This is a genomic window from Chryseobacterium sp. NRRL B-14798 (genome assembly GCF_050470705.1).
In the GTDB taxonomy this organism is placed as follows: Bacteria; Bacteroidota; Bacteroidia; order Flavobacteriales; family Weeksellaceae; genus Chryseobacterium; species Chryseobacterium cupriresistens.
Window position 1 is genome coordinate 3,807,448 of the sequence record NZ_JBFLUL010000005.1, and the last position, 26,800, is coordinate 3,834,247.

A 26,800-nucleotide genomic window follows, 5' to 3' on the forward strand; every position below is an offset into this window, starting at 1 on the left:
AGATGTTTCTGAATTGTCATACCTATCATAGCCTTCGTTATGGGACTATTTCTGTTGAAGATCTGGTCGAACTGGCTGTGGAATATCAGCTAAAAGTTTTGGCAATAACGGATATTAACACAGTAACCGGAATCTACCAATTTTATAAATTGTGCCAAGATAGAGGTATTAAGCCGATTGTAGGTGTTGACATTAGGGTTGAAAATGAACAGCATTATATCTGCTTGGCGAAGAATCCTAAAGGGATAGCAGAGGTCAACCGGCTTTTGACTGATTATAATTGTGAAGGCATAGACATTCCAAAAACAAACCCTCAATTGGAAAATTGTTTTGTTATCTATTCTTTAGAAAATATTCCTGAAGTATTATTGGAACACGAATTTATAGGCATCAGGCAAGATGAATTGAATTTGTTAGTCAAACCAGAACTTAAATCTTTAATTCATAAAATGGTTATCCATAATCCGGTAACTTTTAAGACGGATGAAGAATATGAACTTCATAAAGTGTTGCGTGCAATCGATGGCAACATACTCTTTACAAAACTGGCTGAGACGGATTATTGCAAAAACAATGAATCTTTTATCGATAAAAAAAAGCTTTTGAATCAATTTACAAATTACCCCGAGATCATTGAAAACACCAAATTCATTGTTGATGTATGCAGCTTCGATTTTGATTTTAAAACTCCGAAAAATAAAAAGCATTTTACCGAGAGCAAGGAAAGTGATTTTGAATTACTGTCAAAGCTGGCTTATGAAGGATTGGCCAGAAAATATCCTGATCGAAACAGGCAGGCTGTTGAAAGGGTCAAAAAAGAACTCACAGTCATTGATCAACTCAATTTTTGTGGTTATTTTTTAATTACCTGGGACATTATCCAGTACAGTAACCGAATGGGATTTATGCATGTGGGCCGAGGAAGCGGGGCCAACAGTATCATCGCCTATTGTTTAGGTATTTCTGATATCTGTCCTTTGGAACTGGATCTTTACTTTGAACGCTTTTTGAACCTCAACAGGAAAACACCTCCCGATTTTGATATCGACTGGAGCTGGAAGAACCGCGATGCTATTTTGGAATATATTTTTGGTAAATATGGCAAAGACCATGTGGCTTTTTGCGGAACCAACGTTGAATTTAAAAGAAAATCAAGGTTCAGGGAGCTGGGAAAAGTATTCGGACTGCCTAAAGATGAACTGGATCAGCTGTCTAAAAAACCAAAAGAACAGCATGATCAGAATGCTGTTGTTCAGGAGATTTATAAATATGAACAGATGATGATTGGTTTTCCTAATCAAAGAAGTATGCACTCCTGTGGGATTCTGATCTCTGAGGAACCGATTACCAATTATTCAGCCCTGGAATTTCCGCCCAAAGAGTTCCCAATTGTGCAGTTCGATATGCATACTGCTGAAGAAATAGGTCTGGAAAAATTTGACATTTTATCCCAAAGAGGTTTAGGGACCATTAAAGATGCTGTTAATCTTATAGAAGAAAAAAGAGGGATTCCCATAGACATTGAAGATACAACGATTTCAAAAAATGAAGCAAAATGCAATGAGCTTTTGAGTAGAGGAAAAACCATAGGTTGTTTTTATATCGAATCACCTGCGATGCGCGGATTATTGCGACGGCTGAAATGCGACAACTACAAAGTATTGGTTGCTGCTTCATCAATTATCCGTCCCGGTGTCGCACAAAGCGGAATGATGCGGGAATATATATTCCGTCATAACCATCCTGGTCAGTTTGAATATTTTCATGAAGTCTTTGAAAAGGAACTGGGTGAAACCTACGGCATTATGGTCTATCAGGAAGATGTGATCAAAATTGCTCTTCATTATGGCGGGGTATCCGCAGAGAATGGTGATGTTCTGCGTAGGGCGATGAGCGGAAAAGGAAGATCATTATCAGCTTTGCAAAAATTAAAAGATGATTTTTTTGAATCCTGTAAGAAAAAAGGACATCCTGAGCAGCTCTCTCAGGAGGTCTATCGACAGATCGAATCTTTCGCGGGGTATTCTTTCTGTAAAGCCCATTCAGCTTCCTATGCGATGGAAAGCTATCAGAGTCTTTACTTAAAAGCATACTACCCTGTTGAGTTTATGGTCTCTGCCATCAATAATGGCGGAGGCTTTTACAGAACAGAAGTCTATGTTCATGAAGCCAGGATGGCTGGTGCTTCTATACATAATCCTTGTGTTAACCTCAGTGAATTTCAAACTACCGTATATGAAACTCATGTTTATTTAGGGTTGATGCATATTGAGAAATTAGAAGCTACTGTTAAATTGCTTATTCCAAAAGAACGTAAAGAAAACGGTGATTACAAATCATTGGAGGATTTTGTCAAAAGAGTCAACATCGGAATTGAGACTTTACAGATTCTGATTTTTGTCGGGGCTTTCCGATTTACCGGAAAACAAAAACACGAATTACTGATCGAAGCAAGATTCCTGTTGTCTAAAAATCAATATAAAACGAAAATCATCTCTTTATTTGAAGAGTCTCAGAAAGATTACCAGTTACCTATCATAGAAAGAAACCCTTTTGAAGACGCATTCGACGAAATTGAAATATTAGGCTTTCCTGTGTCCTATTCGATTTTTGATCTCTTGAAAACCAAACACAGAGGTGATGTAATGGTTAACGATCTTTTAAAATATCATAAGAAACAGGTCAGAATGCTGGCCTATCTCATCTCAAGAAAACACGTTCCTATTAAAAACAAATATGGTAATAGAGATGATATGTACTTTGGAACCTGGATTGATGCCGAAGGTCAATATTTTGATACAGCACATTTTCCGGACAGCCTGAAAAAGTTTCCCTTTAAGGAAGGCGGAATCTATCTTTTATTAGGAACTGTTGAAGTGGATTATCATTTTCCAACGGTGACCATTACAAGAATGTCAAAGATGCCTCTAATTGCGGATCCTAGGTATTCTATGGATGAAGAAAAATCTAAAGAGATAGAACAGAGTCTTAGAGAGGATGTAAGCAAGACATCACGTGAGCCATATCCCTTGGAATATGAAATTGTGTTGCCAAGAAAAAAATTAATTTGAAATAAAAGTTAATAACCGGTATAGACTATAAATATCTAATGTCCGGTAAATTTAACATTTCGAATTAACCGTTATATAAGGATTGATAAGATTTCACTTCTGCGAAACCAATGGTTATATATCGCTGAAATTAATAATTGAAAATTAGCTTCTATTTCCTAAAATCAGATTCTGGATGTAGCATAATTTATTGGTTTCACAAAAATTTTTGTATCGATTATTCATTACAATATATTGATGATAGATATTGGATGAGGCTTCTGATCACTATTTTGAATATTAAATGATAATACAAACAAGAATATCATTAAAAGAAAGCTACTAATATCTTTTGAAATAGTCCATAGAATAACTATACTACGCAAAGCATGACAAGTATATCACAAGTCATTAATTTATAAAACCTTACAATTATTAGTTAAGTATCTTATTATTTTGTTCATTTATTTCCTTACAGCTATGCATTCAATTTCTATACTGGCATTTTTAGGAAGTGCGATCACCTGAACGGTACTCTTTGCCGGAAAATTGCTACCAAAATATCGGTCGTAGATCCTGTTGACTTTTTCAAACTGTTTATATCTGTTACATAAATGGTTGACTTGGTTACATGCTTTAAATCAGAATGATTGTTTTCAAGGACAGCCTTTAAGTTTTCAAAAATCTGAACTGTCTGCTCTTCAATTCCTTGTTTTAGGATGTTGTTATTTGCTTCAAGCCATATTTGCCCCGATATAAAAATAAGATTCCCATATCGTGTTGAATGGCTATAAGGTCCTATTGCTTTAGGTAGATTAGAATGGTTTGCAATTATAATGTTTTTTTAGCCCGCACGAAGTCATTAAAAATATAGATAGGAGTAAAATGGTCTTATTGATAAAAAAGTATTTAATAAACATGAGGTTAGGTTCCAAACTAACCTCATATTCTAATTATGTTATATTATTTTTTGATGAAGTTTAATAATTCGATATTAAATTTATCCAGCTCTTCGATAAACAGTGCATGACCACTTTTTTCCAAGGGAAGCAAAGTTGAATTTTTAAGTAGGGGCAAGCATTTGTTCAGCAGGATCATAAGAACAAGATTTTATCCTGTTTTCCGGGAAGGATCAAGGTAGGGAACTGCAATTTTTTTCAAATCGTCACGAAGATCATTATCTCTCAATATTTTTAATCCTTCAGCCATGGCATAAGGTGAAGCCTGTGCCTGAAGATTACCCGACCACGCTCCATGTCCAGCAGATACGCTATTCTCATTGGCAGGAAATATCTTACCGAATTTAGCGAATAATTCCAGACGGTTGGTGTTGTTAGGGTTGATCAGCCCATTAACATCTTCTTTTGTCCAAAGTCCGTAATTAAAATCGGCACGTTTTGTCCAGGTTGGACCCGCAGCTCCGAAAAGAGCCATTTTTGAGATATGGGCAGCATTATATTTGGCAACATAATAGATTGTAATCTACCTTAATTAAATATTGTTGCAGCAAAACCTATGAAAAAATTTTTAAAAGTAAGCCAAAGGCCAGAAAAATTATAGCCACGAGTTGATCTGATAATTAAGAATACACATATTTAAAACATAATTAAATATATTTAGCATAATACCACTAAAATAATACCACAGCACAATTATTATATTTTTTTTTTGGCTAATTTAGAAATACCTAAAAAAAAACTAATCAATGATCATAACCAATTATTATATAAATTTTAAGCATTATAAAGTAATTTCAATATTATTACTTTTTACACATATTCTGTTAGGAGCACAAAAATATACCATCCAGAAAATTGACAGTCTGCAAAAATACGAGGTTAAAAAATTATATGATATCGGTAACCTGGAAGGAAAGATATTATTGGAAAAAAAACTGATTAAAGAGTCACAAAAAATAGGTTACCAAGAAGGCGCAGCAAAAGGGTACATAGGTATAGCCGCAACTTTATGCGGCCTTATGAAAAATAAGGAAAGTTTCGAGATATTAGAATACGTAAGCAAACACAACAATATAAAAAACAAAGAAATACTCACTAGATTACATATTGTCTATGGACGGAACTATTATGCACTTGGCCTTTATGAAAAGGGGTTATCCAGTTTCGATGAAGCAATAAAGTACTCTCGAGAAATTAAGAATGAAAAGTTAAAAAACAAGCAATTATATTATATTTACGAATGGAAAAGATCAAGTTTTGAAAAACTAGACATGAAAGATTCTGCCTGCATAATGGAACGTTTATGCATGAAATCTCCTACACCCATGCTATTTGTAGAAATTGCAGATAAACATATAGCACTTAATCAATTAGATTCAGCAAAGTACTACTTAAAAAAAGCGGAAACTTTACGCCAAGCAGCTTCTTCTGAAGGCAAATCGAATGTACTTCGTGGATATGGAAAACTATATTTAGCTAAAAAAGAGTACAGTAAAGCCCTAGCAAGTCTGTTTAGTTCGTTGAAAATTTCTAAAAGAGCTGGACTAAAAAAAAGGGACCAAACTACCTACAAGCTCCTAGCTGAAACATATAAAGAACTTCACAACGTTCATAAGCAAAATGAATACCTTCAAAAATACTCGAACTTGACTGACAGTCTCTATAATACTCAAAGGAAAGCCTTAGCTATCCCGATTGAAATACTGGCAAGCAAACATATTGAGAAAGAGAAGAAAACTACAACCCAATATACTTATATCATCATATCTGTTATTTCGGCAAGCATAACTGTTGTTTTAATTATTAACTTTATAAGACAAGGAAGTAGAAAGAGAACAATAACTGGTGAAGCAAATAAAATAGTAGTTATTGTTGAAAAAAAATCAAATCTATCAGTTAATGAAATTGTTGAGCATGCTATTAACGGAGACCCTGTTTTTATACTTAAATTCAGAGAATATTATCCAGAATTTTATAATACTTTAACATTCAATTATTCTGAACTTACACTCAATGATATGAAGTTTATTGCATATGTAAAATTAAAATTCTCCAACAAAGAAATAGCGCAATACGGAAACATGTCAATTCGTACAGTAGAATCCAAAAAATACAGACTTCGTAAGAAACTAAAATTACCTGCTGACACAGATTTTAATCAATGGATTTGGAATCAATAGCCCTATTATATCCAACAAAAACATTGCACTTATTTTTAATTTAGTTATTATTACTTCCAATCAGATATCTATAGTTTATTAAGACAGTCTACATTATTTGGGAGGTACAATATACCTACTTTATTTGGTTTTATTTTTTCACTTGCTTCATGGTGTCTTATCTAGCTATGTATTTACTCACTTTATGCACACTCAAAAATAGAGTTTCTGGTTAATAATTCCTTGTTGTTGTTAAAATTTTGTTGGAATGCGCAAAACTGGTTGCCTTAGTTTGGGCAAGTTTTCCATATTTCAACAAAATCCCTTGGCGTGAGGTAGTTAAATGACTTGTAAGGGCGCTCATTTATTATACATCCACATTCAGATTTCTGAATAATTTCTCATCTGCCTGATGTTCTCAAAAAGATAAACATCTAAAAATTCTGTACGAAAAATCCTGTTGAATCCTTCTACCAGAGACTTTTGCGTGGGTTTTCCAGACTGAATATAATAAAGAGCAATCTCATTTTTATTATACCAGTCTTTTAGTTTTTGAGCAATAGACTCCAGACCATCATCCACTCTTATTTTTTCCGGTTTCCCACGTCAGTCGATCAGTTGTTTCAGTTGCAAAACTACTCTTGTTGACGTCAAACAGATATCAATAGTATATTCAAAATTTACCTGTTAAAACCATCAATAACATTAAGGCTTCAAACGCTTCTACCATTCTCCAAAGTATCATACATAAAAGCCACTTTACATTGGGATAAATAGGTCGAAGCGAAGGCTCCTTAACCCTTGCCGGAAGCCGTTTCTTTCGTTTGCGTCCCATTCAGTTTCATTGATTTGTAAATACTGTAAACATGCTTGTGGTCCCATCCGAACCCAAATTTCTCAAACGGTGGTGCATCGTCCAGAATCCCGAGGTCTGATGCTGTTCTGCGAGCAACACCAGCTCTTCCCGGATCTTATTATCTTCATTGTTTTTCTTGTTTTTGGAATAAAATACCGATCTGTTTATGATGAAAAGTTTAAACAAATTCGAGTGCTTACTCAGTGCTGTGATACGGAATAAACAACAGGATCCCGCTTCTCGGAAGGTGTTAAAGCTTTTTTGCGATCACATCTTTCTTCACCGCATTTTCCAAGGTAAGTTCCGCTACAATTTTTTTGTATCGAGAAAGTTCCTTTTCAAGTTCTTTCATCTGCGAGAGTTGCTGAACATCCAAACCGCCATATTTGCTCTTCCACTTATAAAATGTGGGTTGGCTGATGCCGTGCTCCCGGCAAATCTCGTTCACCATTCTTCCTTGATTTTGCTCAGATAAAATCTTAATGATCTGAACTTCTGAAAATGTACTGTTTTTCATTATCTTCCAAATTTAAAAACTACATTTTTAAATGCTTCGGTTTTAAGGGAAGATTACAGGATAATTTATTTATTACTGTTTAATAAGATTTTTTCGATCTGTTAGAAATCGGAAACAATTCCGCATACCAACATAAGCTTATATCTGTTTTTTTCATCGTGATGATAATATTGTGAGGTTGTTATTTTGGTATATTCAGCTCCTTATTGTTTATTTTGCATCAAAGAACTGAAAGTCATAAATTTTAAAATTAGCGCCCAAACATAAGCTCAAAAGACTGATAGACTTCTGCTTAAAAACGGAACTATCAAAATACGCGATAGAAAAATCAGTTTAGTACAATAATACACTGATGGATAACCTTAAAGTCCAACTGTAATTTCTCATCAGGAATTTCTGGAAATATAATTATTTGATCTCATATTTTTATATATCACTTTGAATGAATGACACCCAATAAATATAATTAAGCTAATTCTAAAACTACGATAAATACAACTAAGAAAGGTAAATGTTAAAGTTCTTTCTGTTCTATTATCTTATTAAAAACATCATAATCTAATTTACCGATTCTTCATTTGATTAACTATATGAGAAGTTCAGGTATTTTGAATTGAGTTGGAGTCTTGAAACGGAGGTTAAAAATAAATTCATAACAGGGCCATTCACGTTCTTCAAGAGTAATTTAAAACAATGATAAATAGATGCTTACCAATTATTCTTTAGCTGATAATTATCAATTGCTCTATAGATTGACTTATGTCTATATAACAAATATTAATGATGGGAACATAACTTTAACTATTCCAATATTGAGACTAATACTTTTATTTATTTAGAAAATAATTACTAAAAACGGATGAAAATAAACACATTTTACTTGAGCAGCCCCCCCAAAAAAAACGATCAAAAGCTATATATTATGGCATCCATATGTTTAATAGTTTTTTCACCCTCAATTTATTTGTATCTAAAAACAATTAGAAATAGAAACAGAATTATAGTTGATAAAGAGAGCCACCTTGAAACAAAGAGGTTCATTATTGAGGAAAAAGATAGTGAGACTGTATTACTTCGGACACGGCTTAATGAAAGCTTTGAAGAGTTGTTACGTCTCGCCAAGACCAACAATTCAGAATTTTTAGCCCGGTTCCAGGATGTATATCCTGCTTTTACAGAAAGGCTATTAAAAATTAATCCTAACCTCGCTACCAGTGAACTACGATTTTGTGCCTTGCTTACTTTCAATTTTACTGCCAAGGAAATTGCTCAGTTTACCTATATAACACACAGAACAGTTGAAAATAAAAAAACTAGGATCCGTAAAAGATTGCACATACCTCCGGATGAAAATATTAATATTTGGTTAAGAGAACAGCTGAAAAACAACATTTAAGCATAGCTACTAAATAAATGATTCATCAAATCTTATATATTATCAAAACAATTGCTCTTATCAAAATAACAGATAAGATCATTAAATATCTCATTATCAACATCTAACACTTTATTAATTTCACTCTTTTTGAGATGATGATAATATTGTGAGTTGCTTATTTTGAATATCTATCTATTTATTAATTGTTTTGCAAAGAAATACAAATGATAAGTCAAAATTTACCTAGTGCCTTCGTGAATATAATTACCTGTATGGAATTTATAGATTTCCTTTCCATTAAAGGCGCTAAAATGTACTAGATAATTTAGCTGATTTAGATAAAACACATAGAATATAGAATAGATAATTTTATACATAAATACTTTAGTGATGAAAAAGAATTTTTTTTGGAGTAACAGTTTATTTCAAACTATTATTTTAATTTCAGTTTTGCAATCAGGAAATATGTTTTCACAGATTGGAATAAAAGTAACACAACCAACGGCAATGCTCGATGTAGGTGGCGAACTCAGGATTCGGGATTTACCAGTAAAATCAGAAACTACCGACTTACTTTATGTGGACGATCAGGGGTACTTGCTTAGGGTAGGTTCTTCTAATATTGAGAATAATGTTATAGGAGATATAAAAGATGGCATACAGGAAATTGATCATGATGGCTGGTATTTACTAGATGGAAGATCAAAAGATGTTCTGCCAGAAATAGCCAAAACAAATGCAAAATCTCTAGGATTTACTTCGCTTCCCGATTTTAGAAATAAAATAAGTAAAAACTCAGGTGATCATACTTCTGTTGGAATAGTAAGTGGAAATTTGTCACAAACCTTGAAAAAGGAGAACCTACCAAAGTTTCCCATGAGTGGAACAACAAGTATAGAAGGAAGCCATACTCATAATTTCCAGCAAAAGATTAATCATGCCCCCCCAACAGGTGGCAAAGCAATAAATCTCGCAAATAGAGGAGGTTTATATGGAACACTCAGAGAAGAAATAGTTTCAACATTAAGCGGTTCTCACAGTCATTCTAATGTAACACTAAACAGTAATGGAAGAGGTGAATCCTTCCCTCTTGAACCTAAATATATAAGTTTTAGAACTTTTGTTTATCTAGGAAAATAATATGATAATTATGAAAACAAAGACGTTTTTATTGAGCATATGTTTTTATCTTTTACATATGTCCACATTATATTCTCAGATTGGAATAAATACCAGTACTCCCACAAAAATGTTGGACATAAATGGGCAGCTGAGAGTAAGAAATATAGAAGTGGTAAAAAATAATGATAACATTCTGGTTGCTGATAATGAAGGGAATATTGGAAAAAAAGATATCCTTGATGAATTAGCAGATCACACTGTAGGAGATGTAAAAAGAAGTTTTCAAAAGGAGGACCACGAAGGCTGGTACTTGTTAGACGGAAGAGACTTCAAATTTCTACCTAAAAGTGCCGTCATTCATGCAGAGAGTTTGGGATTTTCTAAATCAATTCCTAAAGCATCAAACAGATTTATTAAAATTTTAGAAACTGGTAAACCGGGAAGTATCGATGGTGATAATAATGTGGTTTTAACAATACGTAATTTACCTAAAAATCACGATTTTACTGGCTCAACTACTCCAGCAACGGTTGCTCATAAGCATAGTGTATTGGACAAATATTCTGAAATGCTCAATGAAAATTTTAATGGGACATTAGTTAATGTCGGTGTAACTAATAGCGGAACCAACAGAAGGCAAGCTCATAAACAAGCTGTTACAGCTACAGGTCCGTCAGGAAAACACAGCCATAAATTTGAAATTACTAATGCAGGTGGAGAGGGTAGACCTGTTTCTATAATTCCCCAACATGTAACAGTCAATACTTTTATTTATTTAGGAAAATAATTAAACAGCAAAACAATGAATTTATTTAATAAGCTTGCCATATTAATATGTTTTATGTCTCACCTGACTTATGGTCAAATCGGAATTAACACTGATTTGCCAACCAAAACATTAGATGTAAATGGGAATATGAGAATAAGAGAAGTTAATACTTTGACTGGTTTACAGTCCAGTTTTATAGTTGCAGACCAACATGGAAATATTGGTAAAACAGAAATCAAAAAATCAAGAAAGATCGGTGATTTAAAATACGGGATGCAGCAGCAAGATCATGCAGGATGGTATCTGCTTAATGGGAGAGATATAATGGGTATCCAATCTGACATTGCAAGGGCTAATGCTGTAAAATTATTAGGTTCTTCGGCAAAACAACTGTGGGATGCCAGAGGTAGATATGTTAAATATGCATTGAAGCCTAATGGAAGTACGGGGGGTAGTAATTCTGTAACATTGAAAATTGCTAATATGCCAAAGTATACAGTAAGTAGTAATATAATAGGTACGTCTGGGGAACATACTCATAAAATTACTGACTTTTATATTGGAAATGGAGGAGATGGAGCTGAAGGGCGTCCTCGTAAGGATAAACCTCCACTAGGCAACAACTCTGGAGAGAATAAACGTTTTCAGGATAAAAGATATAGTTTGGATTTTACTGATAATAATTGGAATCATTTTCATGAAGCTTCTGCTTCTACAGGTGGTTCTGGGGTTTCTTTTTCTATCGATCCTGAGCACATCAATGTAAATTTATTTATATATCTGGGAGGAAGTTAACACATTCGGTAATACAAAATTATGAAATTGAAAAATCTATTTAAGATTCACTTTGATGAAAGTAGGGTTTTTGGTTTAGATGTTCTTAGATTCGTTGCAATCATCTCTGTTGTTTTAGGGCATGGACTAATTTACCTACCAAAAAGCACCATTGGTATCTTATCATATTTTATCTTTGATGGTGTGACCATATTTTTTGTTCTTAGCGGGTTCTTAGTCGGTGGAATTTTAATTAAAATATTAAATGAAGGATCATTTACTTTTAATAAATTATTAGACTTTTGGAAAAGACGTTGGTTTAGAACTATTCCAGCCTATTTTTTAGTACTACTACTTCTATTAGTTTTAAATATTCTCTTTAATGATAGTTTCGTTTTTAATTATAATATTATAAAATACTTTTTCTTTATACAAAATTTTAAAACACCTCATCCATATTTTTTCCCGGAAGCATGGAGTTTAAGCGTTGAAGAATGGTTTTATCTTATTTCACCAATAATGGTTTTTTGCTTAACTAATATTTTTAAATTAAGTACAATGAAAGCTGTTTTAATTACCATTTTATCAATTATTACAGTTACTACATCTTACAGGGCATACAGGCTTTTATTTAATATAATTGTAACAGACATTAATGTTTGGGATTCATACTACAGAAAACAAGTTATCACAAGGCTTGATAGTTTAATGTATGGTGTTTTAGCAGCATATATTAAGTTTTACTACACCAACTTTTTTAGAAAATATAGGAAGGACTTTTTTATTTTAGGAATATTTTTATCCATAATTCAATATTACTTTATAACGTTTGGATCAGATGTCTTTTATGATTCAGTTTTCAACTTTTCTCTGTTATCTATATCTACTATGTTTATGATCCCACTTTTAGATTCAATAAAAACAGCACCAAAAATAATATTAATACCTGTTACTTATGTTAGTTTAACATCTTATAGTATGTATCTAGTAAATTATTCAGTAGTACAAATTTGGATTATAGATAATATTGATTTTTTAAAGAACGCCCCAACCTTAAACACAGGTGTAACTTTTAGTATATACTTAATTTTTGTAATGATTCTTTCAATTTTAATGTATAAATATTTTGAAATACCAACAACAAAATTAAGAGACAGACCGATACGAAATCATACAAAGAATGTAAAAAACATCACCATGCGATAACGGTGATGTTTTTTATATTTTGTAAGTAAAAACTTTTAAACATATGTTGAAGTCTTTAATACTCCCCTTCATTAGTTTCATTGTGAAGTCCGATAGAAGAAAATGCATCAACAAAAGTGAAACCTCCATTAGTTAGTATCTGTAATTGCTGTAGTTCCATTAATAAGAAGTGTACAGCCATTATTTATTATTGCAGTCCCCCCTGTAATACTACTATTTCCTTCTCGATGAATCATTTGATTGAGATTGTAGAACGGACTGTAGAGCTATTAAGATTAAAAAAATAGCCTCTGGATACCCTCAGACCATCCGTCCATTATTATAAAGTCCGTACCTCTGTTTAAAGGGGAAATACTTGTTCAAATTACTCCTGTATTATCATTTCCTGATATTCTTGAGCTTTCAAATTTACAACGGTCGCAAACCTTATTTGAAGCCTTATTAATATTAGCACACAATTCGTCAATTAATGCAAAATAACAGCCTGCAAATAATTCATATTTGCTTGCACTTAGCCAACCAATGAAGCCGTTGAAGCTGTCAAGTAAACACCATTTTTAGACTTATGGAACTTAGAGTAATTGAATATTGGAAGCAATACAATGTTTATTACACTTTAATATACCAAACTTTTTACAAAGTATATCATCATATTAAATTGGACAATGTTTCAGCTATTACCGAAAATATTCTAATCCAGTAGTTCTCTTAGCCAAATACTGATGTTTTTATCCAAAGGAATGTTAAGTCTTTTACGAATTCTTGTTTTTTTATTTTCAACAGTTCTTGGTGTTATGTAAGTAAACTGTGCAATTTCCTTAGAAGTAAAATTAAAAGTCAATAAAGCGCAGAACTGCAATTCACTGGTGGCAAGGCTGGGGTTAATGTTTAAAAGCTTTCCTGTAAATTCAGGATATACATCTTGGAACCGTGCTAAAAATTCCGAATTGTTGGTTTTAGCCAGAGTTACTAGTTCTTCAAAACTTTCATTAAGCTGCTTTCTAAGCAATAAAGCTTCACTTTCCTTTTCTAAAATAATTGATTTTTTTGCTTCAAGTTCTTTTTCCTTGTAATCTATGATTTTGTTTCTGGTTTTAACTTTATTAAGATAGAAGTATGTTAATACCGAAAGCACGATTAAGCATAGAGAAACAATTAGGTAGAGATGTTGACCGTGTTTTTTCTCATCTTTAAATTTTGTGATTTTCGTTTCGTGTAGGATATTATTAACAGCTGCCTGCATATAAGCAGAATTATCATTAAAAGTTTGTTCCGTTGCCTTATAATATTTATTTAAAAAAGTTTGCTTGTTATGTTCGTCTTTTAGAAAACCAAAACATTCAGATATTTTTTTATAGGCTTTAATTTTGCACTCATTATCTTCCATATGATGTTCTTCCATATCCGATAAGGTTTTCATATAATTTTCCAGTGCAGATTTATATTTTCTTTGCTCAAAATAATAATCAGCAAAAGCCATAAATTGTGTGTATTTTGTTGTATTATATTTAGCCAGGATATTATATGATTTATTAAAATACTTATAAGCAGAATCTATTTTTTTTGTATCTAAATAAACATAGCCCTTTACTGCAAAGACACCTGCCCGTTCATTAATAAGGTATACTGAAGTATCAATCTTTTTTGTTATTCTTTCTGCTAAATCGATATATCTGATAGCATCAGAATATTTTTTAGTTTCATAATAATATGATGCTATATTGCCGTAAGCTCTATATTTCATGGTCTTAGCTTCGTTGTCATCATACTTTTCCAGGAGTTGCAAAATTTTTAGATATTCGTCACGTACATTCTGCATTAGGCCTAGACCAGTATAATTTAAACATCTTATTTCCCTTATATACACTTCAAGCATTATATCAGTCGAAGTATATTTCTCATTAGCAGCCTTATCAAGATATTCAAAGCTTTGATCGGCTTTGGCCATATCTGATAATATTCTTGCCACACTTGTGTAACTTTTAGCCTTTCTTTGTGAGTTATTAGTTTGTTCAGCTATCAAACTGGCCTGTTTAGCATACTCCAACGCTTTCAAATTGTTTCTGCCAAGATTTTGACCACTTATAGTTAGTAAACTGTCAACTTTAATAATTTCTTTTTGTTGGCTGCATAAAATATTGAATAATATAAAAAATATAAGCAAAGATAATTTTTTATACAGTAATTCTATTATCGTCCCATGATACCTTCTCATGTATTTCTAGTTTTCAAGTTATTAAAAATTAGCATTTTAAATGTTTTCTTTTACAATCGTGATAATATTGTGAGGGCAGTATTTTGGTATTTTTATCACTTTCCACCTTACTTTGTCCAAAGAAAAGAAGGCCTCCGGTTCAATTTCTTATCACATCCCACTTATACAAATTTAATTTTAAAAAGTACAATAAGAAATTAATTTATATAAAAAATACCTTATAAAAAATACCACATTTATCAGGCTCAGGAATATTGTCAATTTTTTAACAAATAAGTTTTCAGAATGAATTTTAAAAATATACATATAGGTTCTTTAATCAGTCAGCATGTTGCGGACTGTGATATGGATATATTGAGAATATGCAATTTTTTTAGTTGTAAGGAGGAAGATATTATGGAGATGTACAGGAAAACAGATCTGGATACTCATTTGCTTTTGAAGTGGAGCAAGTTATTAGAGTATGATTTTTTCAGGCTTTATACTCAGCATCTCATCCTGTATTCACCGGCTTCAACTGTGAAGCACAAAGAATCATTAGGGAAGGTTTCACTTCCAAAATTCAGAAAGAATATCTATACAAAGGAAATCATAGATTTTATATTACAACAGATTGATTCCGGGGAAATGACCAAAAGCCAAACGATAGAGAAGTATAAGATTCCGAGGGGCACTTTGTATCAATGGATAAAGAAATATGGAAAATAAGCCTTAAGGATCTGATTGTGTAACCAAAAATTAGAATATGATAACTGATACAATGCAACAGCCGGACTACAAGCAGATTTATATGGATATTCTCCATAAGAAATTTATAGAAAAAAAGGAAGAACTTGAAATATTATTGGAAAAAGAAAGATTTTCAGCAATAGAAATCATCGAGATTAATACCAAAATATTTGGAAAAACCAGTGAAACGAATAATGGAAGACACAGGTCTTATAGTAAGTCTGCCATATTTAAGATTTTGGACTACCAGAAAGAGCATCAACTGAATAATTCTCAATTGGCAAATCACTTTAAACTAAGCCGTAATACCATCGCCAAATGGAAAAAACTGTTCTTTTAGGCCCTGTACCTTATCTTTTACGAAGTTATAAAACTTCTTTATATACTTAAAATGTAATTAATTTAAACACTCAACAATGAAAAAACAAACTTTACTATGGATGGCAGGATTTATTTTTCCTGTCACACTTTACGGTCAGGTGGGAATTAACACTACTTCTCCATTGGCGACCCTTGATGTGGTGGCCAAACATTCAGACGGGAGTACACCTGAAGGGATTCTTGTTCCCAGGCTTACCGGCGATGCGCTTTTTGCGGCCTCGGGTACGTCTCAATATGGTGCCGGCCAGGAAGGTGCTATTGTATACATTACGGAAGCTGTTTCAAGTGGTAACGATACCGGACAGACCGCTAACGTCAATGCTCCGGGACATTATTACTTTGATTCAGGGGAGAATGTATGGAAAAAGTTAGGGGAATCCAGTACTATTTATACATCCAACGGAACCCTTACCAGTCCCCGTGTGATGGATATGAATGAAGGTACTATGGGATTTGTAAATGGAAGAATGAGTGTGGGAGCCAATACCTCAAACCCGTCTTCTATTTTGGAGTTACAAAGTATTACCAAGGGATTTTTGCCACCCAGAATGACCAGGGCGCAGATGTACTCTATTCCTGATCCCTCTTTAGGACTGGTCGTGTACTGTACAGACTGCTATGCCAATGACCAGGGGTGTCTAATGATCAATGATTCTACGGACGGCTCTACCCCGAAATGGGGTTCTATGTGCTCATCGAATGTTTCTGCTCCTGTGATTATGTCCTTAGACTGTTCTTCAGCTGCTACTTCGGGCAGTGTGTATTCCGGGGCTCCGGCAAGTGGAGTGAGTACTGCAATTCCTTACACAGGCGGTAATGGAGGAGCCTACCAATCTGTTAATTTTGTATCTACCGGAGTCACGGGCCTTGTGGCTAGCCTTCCCGGAGGAGTCCTTACCACAGCTAACGGTGTCCTTCAGTTCCATATCTCAGGTACACCAAGTGGTTCCGGTACGGCTGTATTTGCTGTGAGTGTAGCAGGTCAGTCCTGCAGCTTCAGTATTCCTGTAACGGCATCTACTGCTACGGTGAGTTCATTAAGTTGCGGATCTGCGGTATTTTCACCCTCTCAAATTACACAGTGGACTTCCTATACAGGAACATTAACAATACCATATACTGGTGGCAATGGCGGAGCGTACCCGGAGTATTCCTTTACTCAAGACGGACTTACCTTTACCCGTCCTGCTGGTACATTGGCCAATGGCAGCGGTACTATTGTGTATAATGTTTCAGGAGAGCCTACTACATACGGTACAAAGAACATTTCTATATCTTTTGGTGGATCAAACTGTACAGTAACGAAATCTGTCGCTATGTCTAAGACTGTTCTCATGCCCGGTAATCCAAAGGCCTGGTACAGGTATAACCTTGGGGCTACAGATGAGAGCCTGGATCCAGATATTCCTGTTAAGGAGATTCATGGGAACTACTATCAGTGGGGCAGAAAGGCTGTTGTAGCTACTGCCAGCTCAACATCAGGTGCCATTTCAGGTTGGAATCCCGCCTATGCAGGCAATAATGCATGGAGTGATAGTTCCAAGACCGTAAATGACCCTTGCCCTACAGGTTTCAGGGTTCCTACGAGAACACAATTTCAGAACCTGATAAACAACACTACTGCAAGCAACATCGGTACATGGAGTACTACTACAGATGCTACTAACTTTGGAGCTGCCAAAAAGTTTACAGGTAACGGAAAGACCTTAACCTTTCCTGCTGCTGGCTTCCGTAGCCATACCGGTGGCAATTTGGGCAGCCGTGGTAGCACCGGGCGCTATTGGAGCAGTACTCAGAATACAAGCGACTCCGCTTACAGCCTGAACTTCTATAGCAGCAGCGTGAGTGTCGCCAGCAGCGTTCGTGCAGGCGGATATAGTGTTCGTTGTATCACAGAATAAATTCTATTAATTGTATTCATTTGTCTATTTCCGGCGGCCCAGCCGCCGGGTTTTAAAATTTATTATTAACAATTATGAAAATATCAGATTTTAAGGCAGGGGAGTTATGATGCGGTTCGGATATATAAGCAGGGCCTTTTTTGGACAGCTTATGAGCAGAGTGCCTATTATATATGGAAGCAGAAAGGCTATAAGCTTAAATGCAGCTTTGTAAAAAACGTCAATCAGTTTGTTGTGAGCCTTGGTTTTCCGGAATCTGCTTTACAAATGGGGCAGAACGAAAACGGATGGTACCCGGAGCAACAAAACGAAAACTACACGAAGTACGGCTTAAAGTTCCCATTAAGTCATACTGATTTTATCCTGTGGAAACAGGATATGGAAAACACAAAGAAAATAAATGATTCTAAAGACGAAATGTTTGAAAAATAAACGATTATTCCCTCAAATAATCTATATTCTTAAAGTGAAGAGTTATAAGCACAGTAACTCTTTACACTCAAGGAGAAGCAAAAAGCCCTTGTAAAAAAATGAAAATTTAATAGAGTACGAATTTCATTTCCTTTTTATTAAGACAATGTCCCTTACTATTTTTAGTTAGGGACTTGTTTTTATAGAAATTTAAATTTCATTTAAACACTTTCAATTATTTTAACAACACCCGTCTCATTAAACAAAAAATAGATATGTACAAAATTTATTATCATTATTCTCATATTGCTCGCAGCAGTTGTTTCTGTAAATTCAAGTGATATTGACACCTAATTCCTGATTAAATTAACCACTAAGAATGAAGTCAAAAAAGATGTCTAAAAGATAGTTTAAAAATATAAAATAAATCTTTACTCTAAGCTGATTTTCTGATCAGCTTTTTCCTTCTCATCGACTTTCCTGTAGGGTCTGTTCTCAGAGAATCATGTACCATTCTGTCAAGGATTGCATCGGCTATTGTTTGCTCCGTAATTACTTCATTCATGCACTTATGGGAAGTTGTGAAGCAATAATAGTGGAGCGTTTTCCGTGCCTGTCTTCAATGTTCTACATAAAATCCTGCCTTTTGAGATTACAGAGGGATTGCAATCCAAAAATCATCAAGGATAATAAGATACTACTTTTCTATACTGTCAATCTCTTTAAGATAAAATCCGTCTGCCTTAATCATCTTAACCTTTGAGAAGAGTTTATTGATGCTGAAGTACATGACAGTATATCCCATTGTAAAGGCTTTGTAGCCTATGGCAGTTGCTATAAAACTTTTACCAACTTCTGTTATCCTGTAATAAGAATATCTGTTTCTGAGAGATAAAATCGCAGGAAGATAACCTTCCAATGGTATTCTTATCAATATTCCTGAAAGAAGATGCTGTAATCTCTTCCATAAATGCCCTGCACTCAAATCGTGCAGAAATGATTAATCGCTCAACCCTGCATTCAGAAGAGCTTTGAATGTTTCATTTTTTCTAATGTTACCTGATTCATAGGTTTTGTATTAATGATTTAATTGTTAATGATTGTAGGTATTACTGATAGTATTTTCCGCCCCTTATGTTTTTGTGTTTAGGCAGTTTCTTTTCTTCAAAAAACGCATCGTCATCGTTGAGATTATCTAGTCCTTTTTCAAGATGCTTTTAATCATGGCAAGGCTGTATTTTTCATATCTCAATGCTCTTTTACAGGCATTGTCAAGTCTTACGCTGCCAATCTTTTTTGATAATGAAAGGATTCCCCGGCAGATTTTATAAGACTGCTCAGGATACTGTTTCTTTACCAGGATTTTGATGATGTACTGTTCACAATATTATCCAACAGACCTCCCCAATAAATAAACCGGAGGAGATTCCATTCAGTCATAAACTTATAAGATGAAGGCATATGCTCTTTGACAGTCGTATACTGATATTTGATCAGGACTCTGTTATGGAATGCTATTCTGCGCTGGTCATAGTAATCTCGACTGTGTTTTTACTAAAAAATATATTTACTTTTACCAATATAACTGAATGGTGCGCTGTAATAATGTTTGTCTTTGCTTAAATATACATGGCTGGTCTTATGAACAGCAGCACGTACAGGATGCTTGAGCTAGTACACCATAATTGGTAGTGGGAATAATGAATGTTTTTCAACCTCACGGAAAACGCCAGCCCTGAACTACTTCTTTCTTTTCATAGGAGCTTCATTATATCTCCCAGAAAGTTTTCTATAGCTTTGTTCAATGCTTCCAGGCTAAAATAATGATCTTTACGCAATGGAGCAAAAATGCGGTTATAAATAAACGTACCACATTCTCAACTAAAGTATTGTGGTGCTATAGTGGGAAGCAAAATCCAGAAGGGAATCAGAGTGATGACAGGTTCGTACTTGTAGCTCTTTTTTACGGCTGTACGGAGGTTATCGGTAACAATCGCTGCGGGAACTCCTCCATAATAATGCAGGGCTTTGGTAAGGCTTTCAAGGAAATCTTTTTTCCTCTGGGTCCTTGTAGCTTTTACGACGGTCATACCACTTGCGCCAAGTAGATACGAAGATATCAACTTCCCGTTTTTCTCCTGTTTCTTTATAATGTGAAGCTTTTTTCCAGTATGATCCACAAGCAGTTTATCTCCTGCCTTATGTTCAATATCCATGGCAGTGTTTACCTTTTTACACCATTCCCTGTAATGATGACAAAAACGGGAACATTGGTAACCACAAGGATATTTATCTATGTATTCTTCTCATAGCAGATAACGGGTAATCCAAAATATTTTAGTTCTTTGGATATGTAAGGAAACAGCGATTCAAGTTGTTTTTTGATACTGTCCTTATCCCTTATATCTGTTGGCAGAATCCCGAATAAATTATCTAAATCTTCATCACTCAGCTCTATTAGCTCATCATATCTAAGCTGGTGTTCATGCAACAGGTTGATATACTTTTTGGCTATATTGCGTGAGATGCCAGTTGTCTGATTATCTCTAATTTACTTACTCCCTGGCTGTATAAGCGTAATAACTGTTTGATGTTCAACAAGTCTATTCTTTTGTTAGCCATTGGTGTTTTTTGGCTAAGTTTATTCAAGACACATTTTCTGAATTTTTGGTGGTCAATTTGAACAGGAATATCCTGATCAATTTGCTAAGGAATCAACTGAGCACTTTCGCAGGATTAAGAGGGTCAATTTTGAAGGATTCTACATTTTATCCAATCGTGACGTCTTTGGAGCAATGGCCTTTGGATGAGTTCTGGACATTGCAACAAAGAATTCTAAACCTATAATTGATCGGGCTTCTTCATCTTAGAAAGTTCCTGACGTTTTCTGCCACAATTCATCACCGGATTCATTAAGTCTTATTAACCAGATATCTGATCATACTTTGGAATCTTCTTTCTTATCAACTCCTTCCCTGAATAGGAGGTTACGGCCAGAAGAAATCCTCCGTTCTGGGTGGTAAACTGTAAGAAACTTTGCACTTAAAAAAAATGTATTTTAAGGAATTATGCTTCATAAAGAAACTGTCAGTAATGAAATGTGGTAACTTCTCCAAAGGTTGATGAAAGATGAATTAATAAAATATTTTAATCTCGTAGGAGGATTTCTTTCAGCCTTCAAACCAGTCATAGATTAAGCATCGATATAGACATTTTCTCCACTAAAGGGTTTGATGAGCAACCCCTGCTAAAACATTTGACAGTTAAACGTCCTGCGGTGATGGTAAGGAATATATTTAGCAATACAATTCTGCTTGCTATAAAGTGAGGTCAAGGTCGATATTCCAGCTCATCAATATCCATTACAAAAGCTTTTAAGACAAAGGAAAGCGTAAAATTAGTATCATTAGAGGATAAAGGAGCAATGAAACTTCATGCTATTTTTCAAAATGGTACACGGATACAAGATTTCATCGATATGCATTTTCTATTGGAACACAATCCGCTTAAGATTTATCTGGAATCTTATCGAAACAAAATACTACGGCAACCCTGTGATGGCTTCATACGATATACTGAAAGGAAAGAAATTTGATATGGATACATTACAGTGAGAGATTAAAAAAGCGGTCACTGATCCAATGCTAAAATTCTGAGAAAGGCAAGAATCAGCTTACAAAATCAATGAATTTAGACGTTGAAATCCATAATGTAAAGCTGAAAATCGTATATTTATACTATGGAATCAAGGGCAAAAATAAATAAAATTCCAAATCTAGACTGTGTTTTTTCTGGATTTTGACATTGATGCAATGGACTTTATGAAAGCCTGTAAGACTATTATTGCCCGAATTGCAGAACGTGGGGGTCAACGGGAGATTGATGAGATCATCTGTTTTTACGGGTATGAAAAGGTAGTCACCACTATCCGTTACGAAATTTACTTTCGGTCCAATTATGCTATCTAAAATTCCCCGAACTTAAAAAAGAAGAAATGCATTGCTATCTAGATAGAAAGAACAAGCCTTATCAATGAATATAGTTTTGCAAACTTTCTCCCGAAAATCAAAAACATTCTGATTTTCAAATGGTTTAATTATTTTAAGTCAATAAGTTTATTATTGGTAAAGACTAAAATCTTGAGGCAATGCGAACAGAAATCTTCTATCTTCAACACATGCCGCCAAAATTTTGATTTTCGCTTTCAAAGATTCAACAGCAGTATTATTACTTCTTTTTATTAAGATTATCGTCTTATCTATCCTTTTCCAAGTAAAAAAGGTTCAAACCAAGCTTTTGTATGTACAGAACATCGATTTGGAAAAGTATTTTTATAATAAAATTTTAACATAATTTACATAGATGATATGGAGTCAAATAACTGAAATTAGTATAAGTTATATCTATACACATTTTAGATCTATTCATAATGACATCAGTAAACATGTCGCCTGTATCATTTTTCATCAGGTTTTTGAAAATGGCAAAATTAATTATAGAGAGACTTCTATTTCCCGTAAATAGGTTCCCCTAGCCAGAATTTTACCGTCAGTATCAATAAGGACCAGTGAAGGGGTGCCTATAACTCCAAAATTCCTGAAGTTCTCACCTTTAATTCCTTCAAGATCACAATAGGCATCTTTCCAGGGAAAAGTTTTTGCTTTATTCCGGAACTGGGTTTCATTCGTATCTGATGATATACAAATAATTCTTATTCCCTTAGAATTTATCCTTGGGAAGCTCTGTGAGAGCTCCTGCAGCAAGCTGTCACAGGGACCACACTCAGAGTTATAAAAAACCAGCAGCGTTTTTTGATCATTTTCACCTGATAATTCGTTGCTTTTGAATATAAGCTTTTCTTTTTTTCCATTAATCTCCCTGTCCAACACCAGATCAGGAGCAAAAGATCCAACAATTCCTTTATTGTAAACAGCTAAAGCGCCTTCATATTTTTCTATTTTGCCTGAAGCTATTACCATCGGGGCAATAATACTGATAAAATCATCTTTTCCCTGCTCGGATAAAATATGGGCTACACGGTTAGCAAAATCTATATATTGCTTTTTGTCATTAAGTTTCTTGCTGATCATTGCAAAATCAGAGGCAAAAAGATTTTTATCTTTAAAGACCTGGGTATTGATATCTACCCACGAGGAAATCACAGCAGTCCAGTGGCCAGAGGTGTAAAGATCCCCCCAATTCAATTCCTCAGTAATATATTTGGATATATCCTGCGCACGTTTTTCTTCTGAGTTTTCAATTTTTGGTCCGATACCTAATGTGATATTGACAATTTTCAGGAACTTAGCAGCATAGGAAGATTCCCCCTTCAGTGTGGTTTGGAAATGCTCATATGTCTCCAGCTGCTTCTGATATTCCTTCATAAAAATAGGATAATTTCTGTCTGTCTGGGAAAAGGCTTTGGTAGCCTGAAACATAGCATCATGGCGGGCAAAGATCTGCTCCTGAGTTACATGCAGTGCATTTAATCTAACGGTCTCGGTACTTCCTGTGTATACGATATTACTGTTATCAGGTTTTTCTGATAAGCATCTTACCGAAAAATCTTTACCGGGAATGACCATATCCAGCCCTCCGCCTTCCTCTGTCCCGGTGATCAGCCAGCGGCACATGCCTGTATAGGGGACATACTCTTTAGGGACTGATAGAACAAATCTTCCGTCCTCAGGGATCTTTCCTTCCAGAACCTTTTTGGCACTACTACCCTGAAAGATGATAAACTCATACGTTTTTCCAGCGAAATGAGGAAACTCCATCCGGATATTCTGCCCAAAACATCGGGATAATAATCCCAAAGTGAAAATCAGAATAAAGATAAAAACTCTGTACATAGATGTGTATTTTATTATTTTATAAAATTATATAGGGTATTTGTCAAAAAAGGGTTTATGAATTATCATCTTGCTCAGGTTTGAAGAGAAATATCCGTACTGAAAAAAAATACAGGCTGGCCTGGCAAATATAGATTTATAGCGCAAATTATAAGTATTATAATGTTTTAGAAATCCCAGATAAGAATTGACCACAGATCTCAGATTCCTGATTTGTTCCATATTAGGTTCACCTTTATCAACAATTGATTTTTTATAAAACCTTATAAGACTTTTAAACTTTTTTGCTGTTCTTTTTCTTATATAGATTTTGTGAGGTTTAATAAAAACTCCCAGAAATTGAAACCCTTTGGTATAATGCTGTAAATAAATCTTTCTAGGGTGAAGTTCCAATCCTTCATTTAAAAGAAAGCTTCTGCATCTTCTAAAAATTTTTGTAATCTCTTTCTTTGATGTGTGAAAAATATAGAAGTCATCTACGTATCTTCCATAGTGCTCTATTTTTAGTGCATCCTTCATATAATGATCAAAATCGTTGAGATATACATTACTAAATAACTGGGAGGTAAGATTACCGATAGGTAATCCACAATCAGGTGCTGATTTAAAAATACTTTTTGAATCCGGAAGCTTTTCCCAATGGGATACTTTTCCTTTAATAGTACACTTTGTTGTGGGATCGTGATATACAACCTTTTCCAATATTCCAAACCAGGAATCATAATCAATATCCCTATGAACATTACCTCCGGAAGCCATATACCTACTTTTTTTGAAGGTATTTTCACTTATTATATCTCTAAGTTTTTTCATAAGCCTGTTTTTATTGATACTCATAAAGTAACTTTTTATATCAAGTTTAAGTATATAAGCATCCTTTGTAAAACTGGAGGTTATCATTTTCAGCTGATCATATGCCCTCCTTATTCCGAAAGACGTTCCTTTTCCTTTACGGCAACTGTAACTATCCTCTATGAATAGAGGCTCTATAATAGGATTTAAATAATTAAACATAAGATGGTGGACGATACGATCTCTGAAATTTGCAGCAAAAATTTCCCTCTTCACTGGCTTATCTATGATAAAAGCGATACTTTTTCCTATAGTATAAGTACCGTTTTTGATCTCCTCATATAACTGAAAAAGTTCTTTCTCATAGCAGATCTCAAACCTAAGCTGATCGTAAGTGTTTCTCTTATTCCTCCGTGCTTCATAGTATGCAGCAAATAAATTATATTTTAATTCAGATAATTCTGTTTCCATTATATAAAATCAGATAGATGATTTTTTATTTTATTTAAAATACAGATTGTAATTCTTAAAAAATATCTGCTGCCAGGTGCTGTGATACAACGAACACTAAATCCGTTTGTACGATTGTTGTTGTTGACATTCACGCTGCTGCTATTGAAGTTCAGGTTGTAAGCGTTAGTGCTTGTATTCTGGGTACTGCTCCAATAGTTACCGTTGTTACCACGGCTGTTCAAACTGCCATTGGTGTTGTTACGGTTGCCAGCAGCAGGAACATATAAAGCAGAATCTTTTTTATCTACCTGTAAAGATCTGCTCCTAATAAAGGAAATCTTTTCAGGTGCTCTGCTGAACCTGGCAGGTACGCTCCGGAAAGACTTTACTTTCAGGACTCTGACCTTAAGCAGATACTTTATAATGGCGGATTTGTCTTCATCTGCTGAGCGTACCATGCATTGATCTGCTTGCTACAGCTTTCTACCTTTTGTGGCACCGCTATAAAATCTTGTATAGAAATTTGTTTTAGGTCTTTATAGATATGCAATAGTAGACGAATCACTTCAATATTTTTTCTGGCCTTTTCCAAAGTCTCTGTTTTGGCTTCACGGGTATTGGCTGTATAAATATTAATAATAAGCTCTGTACTCTCATTCTTTATTTTCTCTCCTAAAGTAAATTTGTAATCCCTGTGCATTCTTCCATAGATCTGATAAAGCTGCAATAGAAGATCATAGCTTACTTTATAAACAGGAAGCTGATCATACAATGCCATCTTCAATAATTAGCTTTTTAAGCTTACCCTGTAAATCATTAAAAAATAAGAATACATCCAATGGCGTTTTTTGGGTTAAGGGATAATTTTTAATTTTTTCAAACATTTCGTCTTTAGAATCATTTATTTTCTTTGTGTTTTCCATATCCTGTTTCCACAGGATAAAATCGGTATGACTTAATGGGAACTTTAAGCCGCACTTCCTATAGTTTTCGTTTTGTTGCTCCGGGTACCATCCGTTTTCGTTCTGCCCCATTTGTAAAGCAGATTCCGGAAAACCAAGGCTCACAACAAACTGATTGACGTTTTTTACAAAGCTGCATTTAAGCTTATAGCCTTTCTGCTTCCATATATAATAGGCACTCTGCTCATAAGCTGTCCAAAAAAGGCCCTGCTTATATATCCGAACCGCATCATAACTCCCCTGCCTTAAAATCTGATATTTTCATAATTGTTAATAATAAATTTTAAAACCCGGCGGCTGGGCCGCCGGAAATA

Annotated in this window: 23 protein-coding genes and 2 pseudogenes; 13 read left to right on the forward strand and 12 right to left on the reverse strand. The window is 34.4% G+C overall.

The features are described from left to right. Window positions 1–2 precede the first annotated feature (2 nt). A complete protein-coding gene (locus tag AB1278_RS17505; RefSeq protein WP_429816009.1) occupies window positions 3–3,071 on the forward strand; it encodes a DNA polymerase III subunit alpha in 3,069 nt (1,022 codons plus the stop codon). A gap of 443 nt (window positions 3,072–3,514) precedes the next feature. Here AB1278_RS17505 and AB1278_RS17510 read toward each other — a convergent pair. Both AB1278_RS17510 and AB1278_RS17515 read right to left on the reverse strand, forming a co-directional pair. Next, window positions 3,515–3,888 (reverse strand): annotated as a pseudogene (locus tag AB1278_RS17510) (Rid family detoxifying hydrolase). 272 nt (window positions 3,889–4,160) lie between these two features. Next, window positions 4,161–4,484: a hypothetical protein gene (locus AB1278_RS17515; protein ID WP_429816012.1), complete on the reverse strand. Its 324-nt coding sequence runs from the start codon at window positions 4,482–4,484 to the stop codon at window positions 4,161–4,163. Window positions 4,485–4,755: 271 nt separating this feature from the next. Here AB1278_RS17515 and AB1278_RS17520 point away from each other — a divergent pair, with 271 nt between their 5' ends. Next, window positions 4,756–6,189, forward strand: a complete 1,434-nt coding sequence (locus AB1278_RS17520; protein WP_429816015.1) for a tetratricopeptide repeat protein — start codon at window positions 4,756–4,758, stop codon at window positions 6,187–6,189. 360 nt (window positions 6,190–6,549) lie between these two features. On the opposite strand, the gene AB1278_RS17525 is transcribed toward AB1278_RS17520, so the two are convergent. Both AB1278_RS17525 and AB1278_RS17530 read right to left on the reverse strand, forming a co-directional pair. Further along, window positions 6,550–6,750 (reverse strand): integrase core domain-containing protein, encoded by a 201-nt coding sequence (locus tag AB1278_RS17525; RefSeq protein WP_429816018.1) that lies wholly within the window; start codon window positions 6,748–6,750, stop codon window positions 6,550–6,552. Between the two features lie 524 nt (window positions 6,751–7,274). Continuing rightward, window positions 7,275–7,541, reverse strand: a complete 267-nt coding sequence (locus tag AB1278_RS17530; protein ID WP_429816021.1) for a transposase — start codon at window positions 7,539–7,541, stop codon at window positions 7,275–7,277. 859 nt (window positions 7,542–8,400) lie between these two features. On the opposite strand from AB1278_RS17530, the gene AB1278_RS17535 reads away from it, so the two are divergent. From AB1278_RS17535 to AB1278_RS17555, 5 genes are all read left to right on the forward strand, one after another. Further along, entirely contained in the window at window positions 8,401–8,937 is a 537-nt protein-coding gene (locus tag AB1278_RS17535) for a helix-turn-helix transcriptional regulator (RefSeq protein WP_429816024.1), read from the forward strand. Window positions 8,938–9,309: 372 nt separating this feature from the next. After that, window positions 9,310–10,059, forward strand: a complete 750-nt coding sequence (locus AB1278_RS17540; RefSeq protein ID WP_429816027.1) for a hypothetical protein — start codon at window positions 9,310–9,312, stop codon at window positions 10,057–10,059. A gap of 10 nt (window positions 10,060–10,069) precedes the next feature. Next, window positions 10,070–10,828 (forward strand): hypothetical protein, encoded by a 759-nt coding sequence (locus AB1278_RS17545; protein WP_429816030.1) that lies wholly within the window; start codon window positions 10,070–10,072, stop codon window positions 10,826–10,828. Window positions 10,829–10,843: 15 nt separating this feature from the next. Next, window positions 10,844–11,605 carry a hypothetical protein gene (locus tag AB1278_RS17550; protein ID WP_429816033.1) on the forward strand — a complete coding sequence of 254 codons (762 nt, stop codon included), beginning with the start codon at window positions 10,844–10,846 and terminating at the stop codon, window positions 11,603–11,605. Between the two features lie 27 nt (window positions 11,606–11,632). After that, window positions 11,633–12,790, forward strand: a complete 1,158-nt coding sequence (locus tag AB1278_RS17555; protein WP_429816036.1) for an acyltransferase family protein — start codon at window positions 11,633–11,635, stop codon at window positions 12,788–12,790. A 691-nt stretch (window positions 12,791–13,481) separates the two neighbouring features. Here the strand turns inward: AB1278_RS17555 and AB1278_RS17560 are convergent. Continuing rightward, window positions 13,482–15,005, reverse strand: a complete 1,524-nt coding sequence (locus AB1278_RS17560; RefSeq protein WP_429816039.1) for a tetratricopeptide repeat protein — start codon at window positions 15,003–15,005, stop codon at window positions 13,482–13,484. A 402-nt stretch (window positions 15,006–15,407) separates the two neighbouring features. On the opposite strand from AB1278_RS17560, the gene AB1278_RS17565 reads away from it, so the two are divergent. From AB1278_RS17565 to AB1278_RS17580, 4 genes are all read left to right on the forward strand, one after another. Continuing rightward, window positions 15,408–15,713: a helix-turn-helix domain-containing protein gene (locus AB1278_RS17565; protein ID WP_429816042.1), complete on the forward strand. Its 306-nt coding sequence runs from the start codon at window positions 15,408–15,410 to the stop codon at window positions 15,711–15,713. A gap of 37 nt (window positions 15,714–15,750) precedes the next feature. Continuing rightward, a complete protein-coding gene (locus AB1278_RS17570) occupies window positions 15,751–16,074 on the forward strand; it encodes a helix-turn-helix domain-containing protein (protein WP_429816045.1) in 324 nt (107 codons plus the stop codon). 76 nt (window positions 16,075–16,150) lie between these two features. Beyond that, complete coding sequence (locus AB1278_RS17575) at window positions 16,151–18,016, forward strand: FISUMP domain-containing protein (RefSeq protein WP_429816047.1); 1,866 nt, start codon at window positions 16,151–16,153, stop codon at window positions 18,014–18,016. Window positions 18,017–18,250: 234 nt separating this feature from the next. Continuing rightward, on the forward strand, window positions 18,251–18,448 hold the full coding sequence (locus tag AB1278_RS17580; RefSeq protein ID WP_429816050.1) for a hypothetical protein: 198 nt from the start codon (window positions 18,251–18,253) through the stop codon (window positions 18,446–18,448). Between the two features lie 415 nt (window positions 18,449–18,863). On the opposite strand, the pseudogene AB1278_RS17585 reads toward AB1278_RS17580, so the two are convergent. Continuing rightward, window positions 18,864–19,232 (reverse strand): annotated as a pseudogene (locus AB1278_RS17585) (ATP-binding protein). A gap of 1,072 nt (window positions 19,233–20,304) precedes the next feature. Next, window positions 20,305–20,643: a hypothetical protein gene (locus AB1278_RS17590; RefSeq protein ID WP_429816053.1), complete on the reverse strand. Its 339-nt coding sequence runs from the start codon at window positions 20,641–20,643 to the stop codon at window positions 20,305–20,307. Window positions 20,644–21,851: 1,208 nt separating this feature from the next. On the opposite strand from AB1278_RS17590, the gene AB1278_RS17595 reads away from it, so the two are divergent. Further along, window positions 21,852–22,022, forward strand: a complete 171-nt coding sequence (locus AB1278_RS17595) for a hypothetical protein (protein WP_429816056.1) — start codon at window positions 21,852–21,854, stop codon at window positions 22,020–22,022. A 226-nt stretch (window positions 22,023–22,248) separates the two neighbouring features. Beyond that, window positions 22,249–22,395 (forward strand): DUF6922 domain-containing protein, encoded by a 147-nt coding sequence (locus AB1278_RS17600; protein ID WP_429817387.1) that lies wholly within the window; start codon window positions 22,249–22,251, stop codon window positions 22,393–22,395. A gap of 525 nt (window positions 22,396–22,920) precedes the next feature. Here the strand turns inward: AB1278_RS17600 and AB1278_RS17605 are convergent. Genes AB1278_RS17605 through AB1278_RS17625 form a run of 5 tightly spaced genes read right to left on the reverse strand, consistent with a single transcriptional unit; the run spans window position 22,921 to window position 26,591 of the window. Then, complete coding sequence (locus AB1278_RS17605) at window positions 22,921–24,279, reverse strand: peroxiredoxin family protein (RefSeq protein WP_429816059.1); 1,359 nt, start codon at window positions 24,277–24,279, stop codon at window positions 22,921–22,923. Between the two features lie 27 nt (window positions 24,280–24,306). Then, window positions 24,307–25,542 (reverse strand): reverse transcriptase/maturase family protein, encoded by a 1,236-nt coding sequence (locus AB1278_RS17610; RefSeq protein ID WP_429816062.1) that lies wholly within the window; start codon window positions 25,540–25,542, stop codon window positions 24,307–24,309. Further along, window positions 25,542–25,982, reverse strand: a complete 441-nt coding sequence (locus AB1278_RS17615) for a hypothetical protein (RefSeq protein WP_429816064.1) — start codon at window positions 25,980–25,982, stop codon at window positions 25,542–25,544. The genes AB1278_RS17610 and AB1278_RS17615 overlap by 1 nt, the downstream gene beginning before the upstream one ends. Then, a complete protein-coding gene (locus AB1278_RS17620; protein ID WP_429816067.1) occupies window positions 25,943–26,302 on the reverse strand; it encodes a four helix bundle protein in 360 nt (119 codons plus the stop codon). Before AB1278_RS17620 ends, AB1278_RS17615 begins: the two co-directional genes overlap by 40 nt. Further along, window positions 26,289–26,591, reverse strand: coding sequence for a hypothetical protein (locus AB1278_RS17625; protein WP_429816070.1), 303 nt, complete (start codon window positions 26,589–26,591; stop codon window positions 26,289–26,291). Before AB1278_RS17625 ends, AB1278_RS17620 begins: the two co-directional genes overlap by 14 nt. Window positions 26,592–26,800 lie beyond the last annotated feature (209 nt).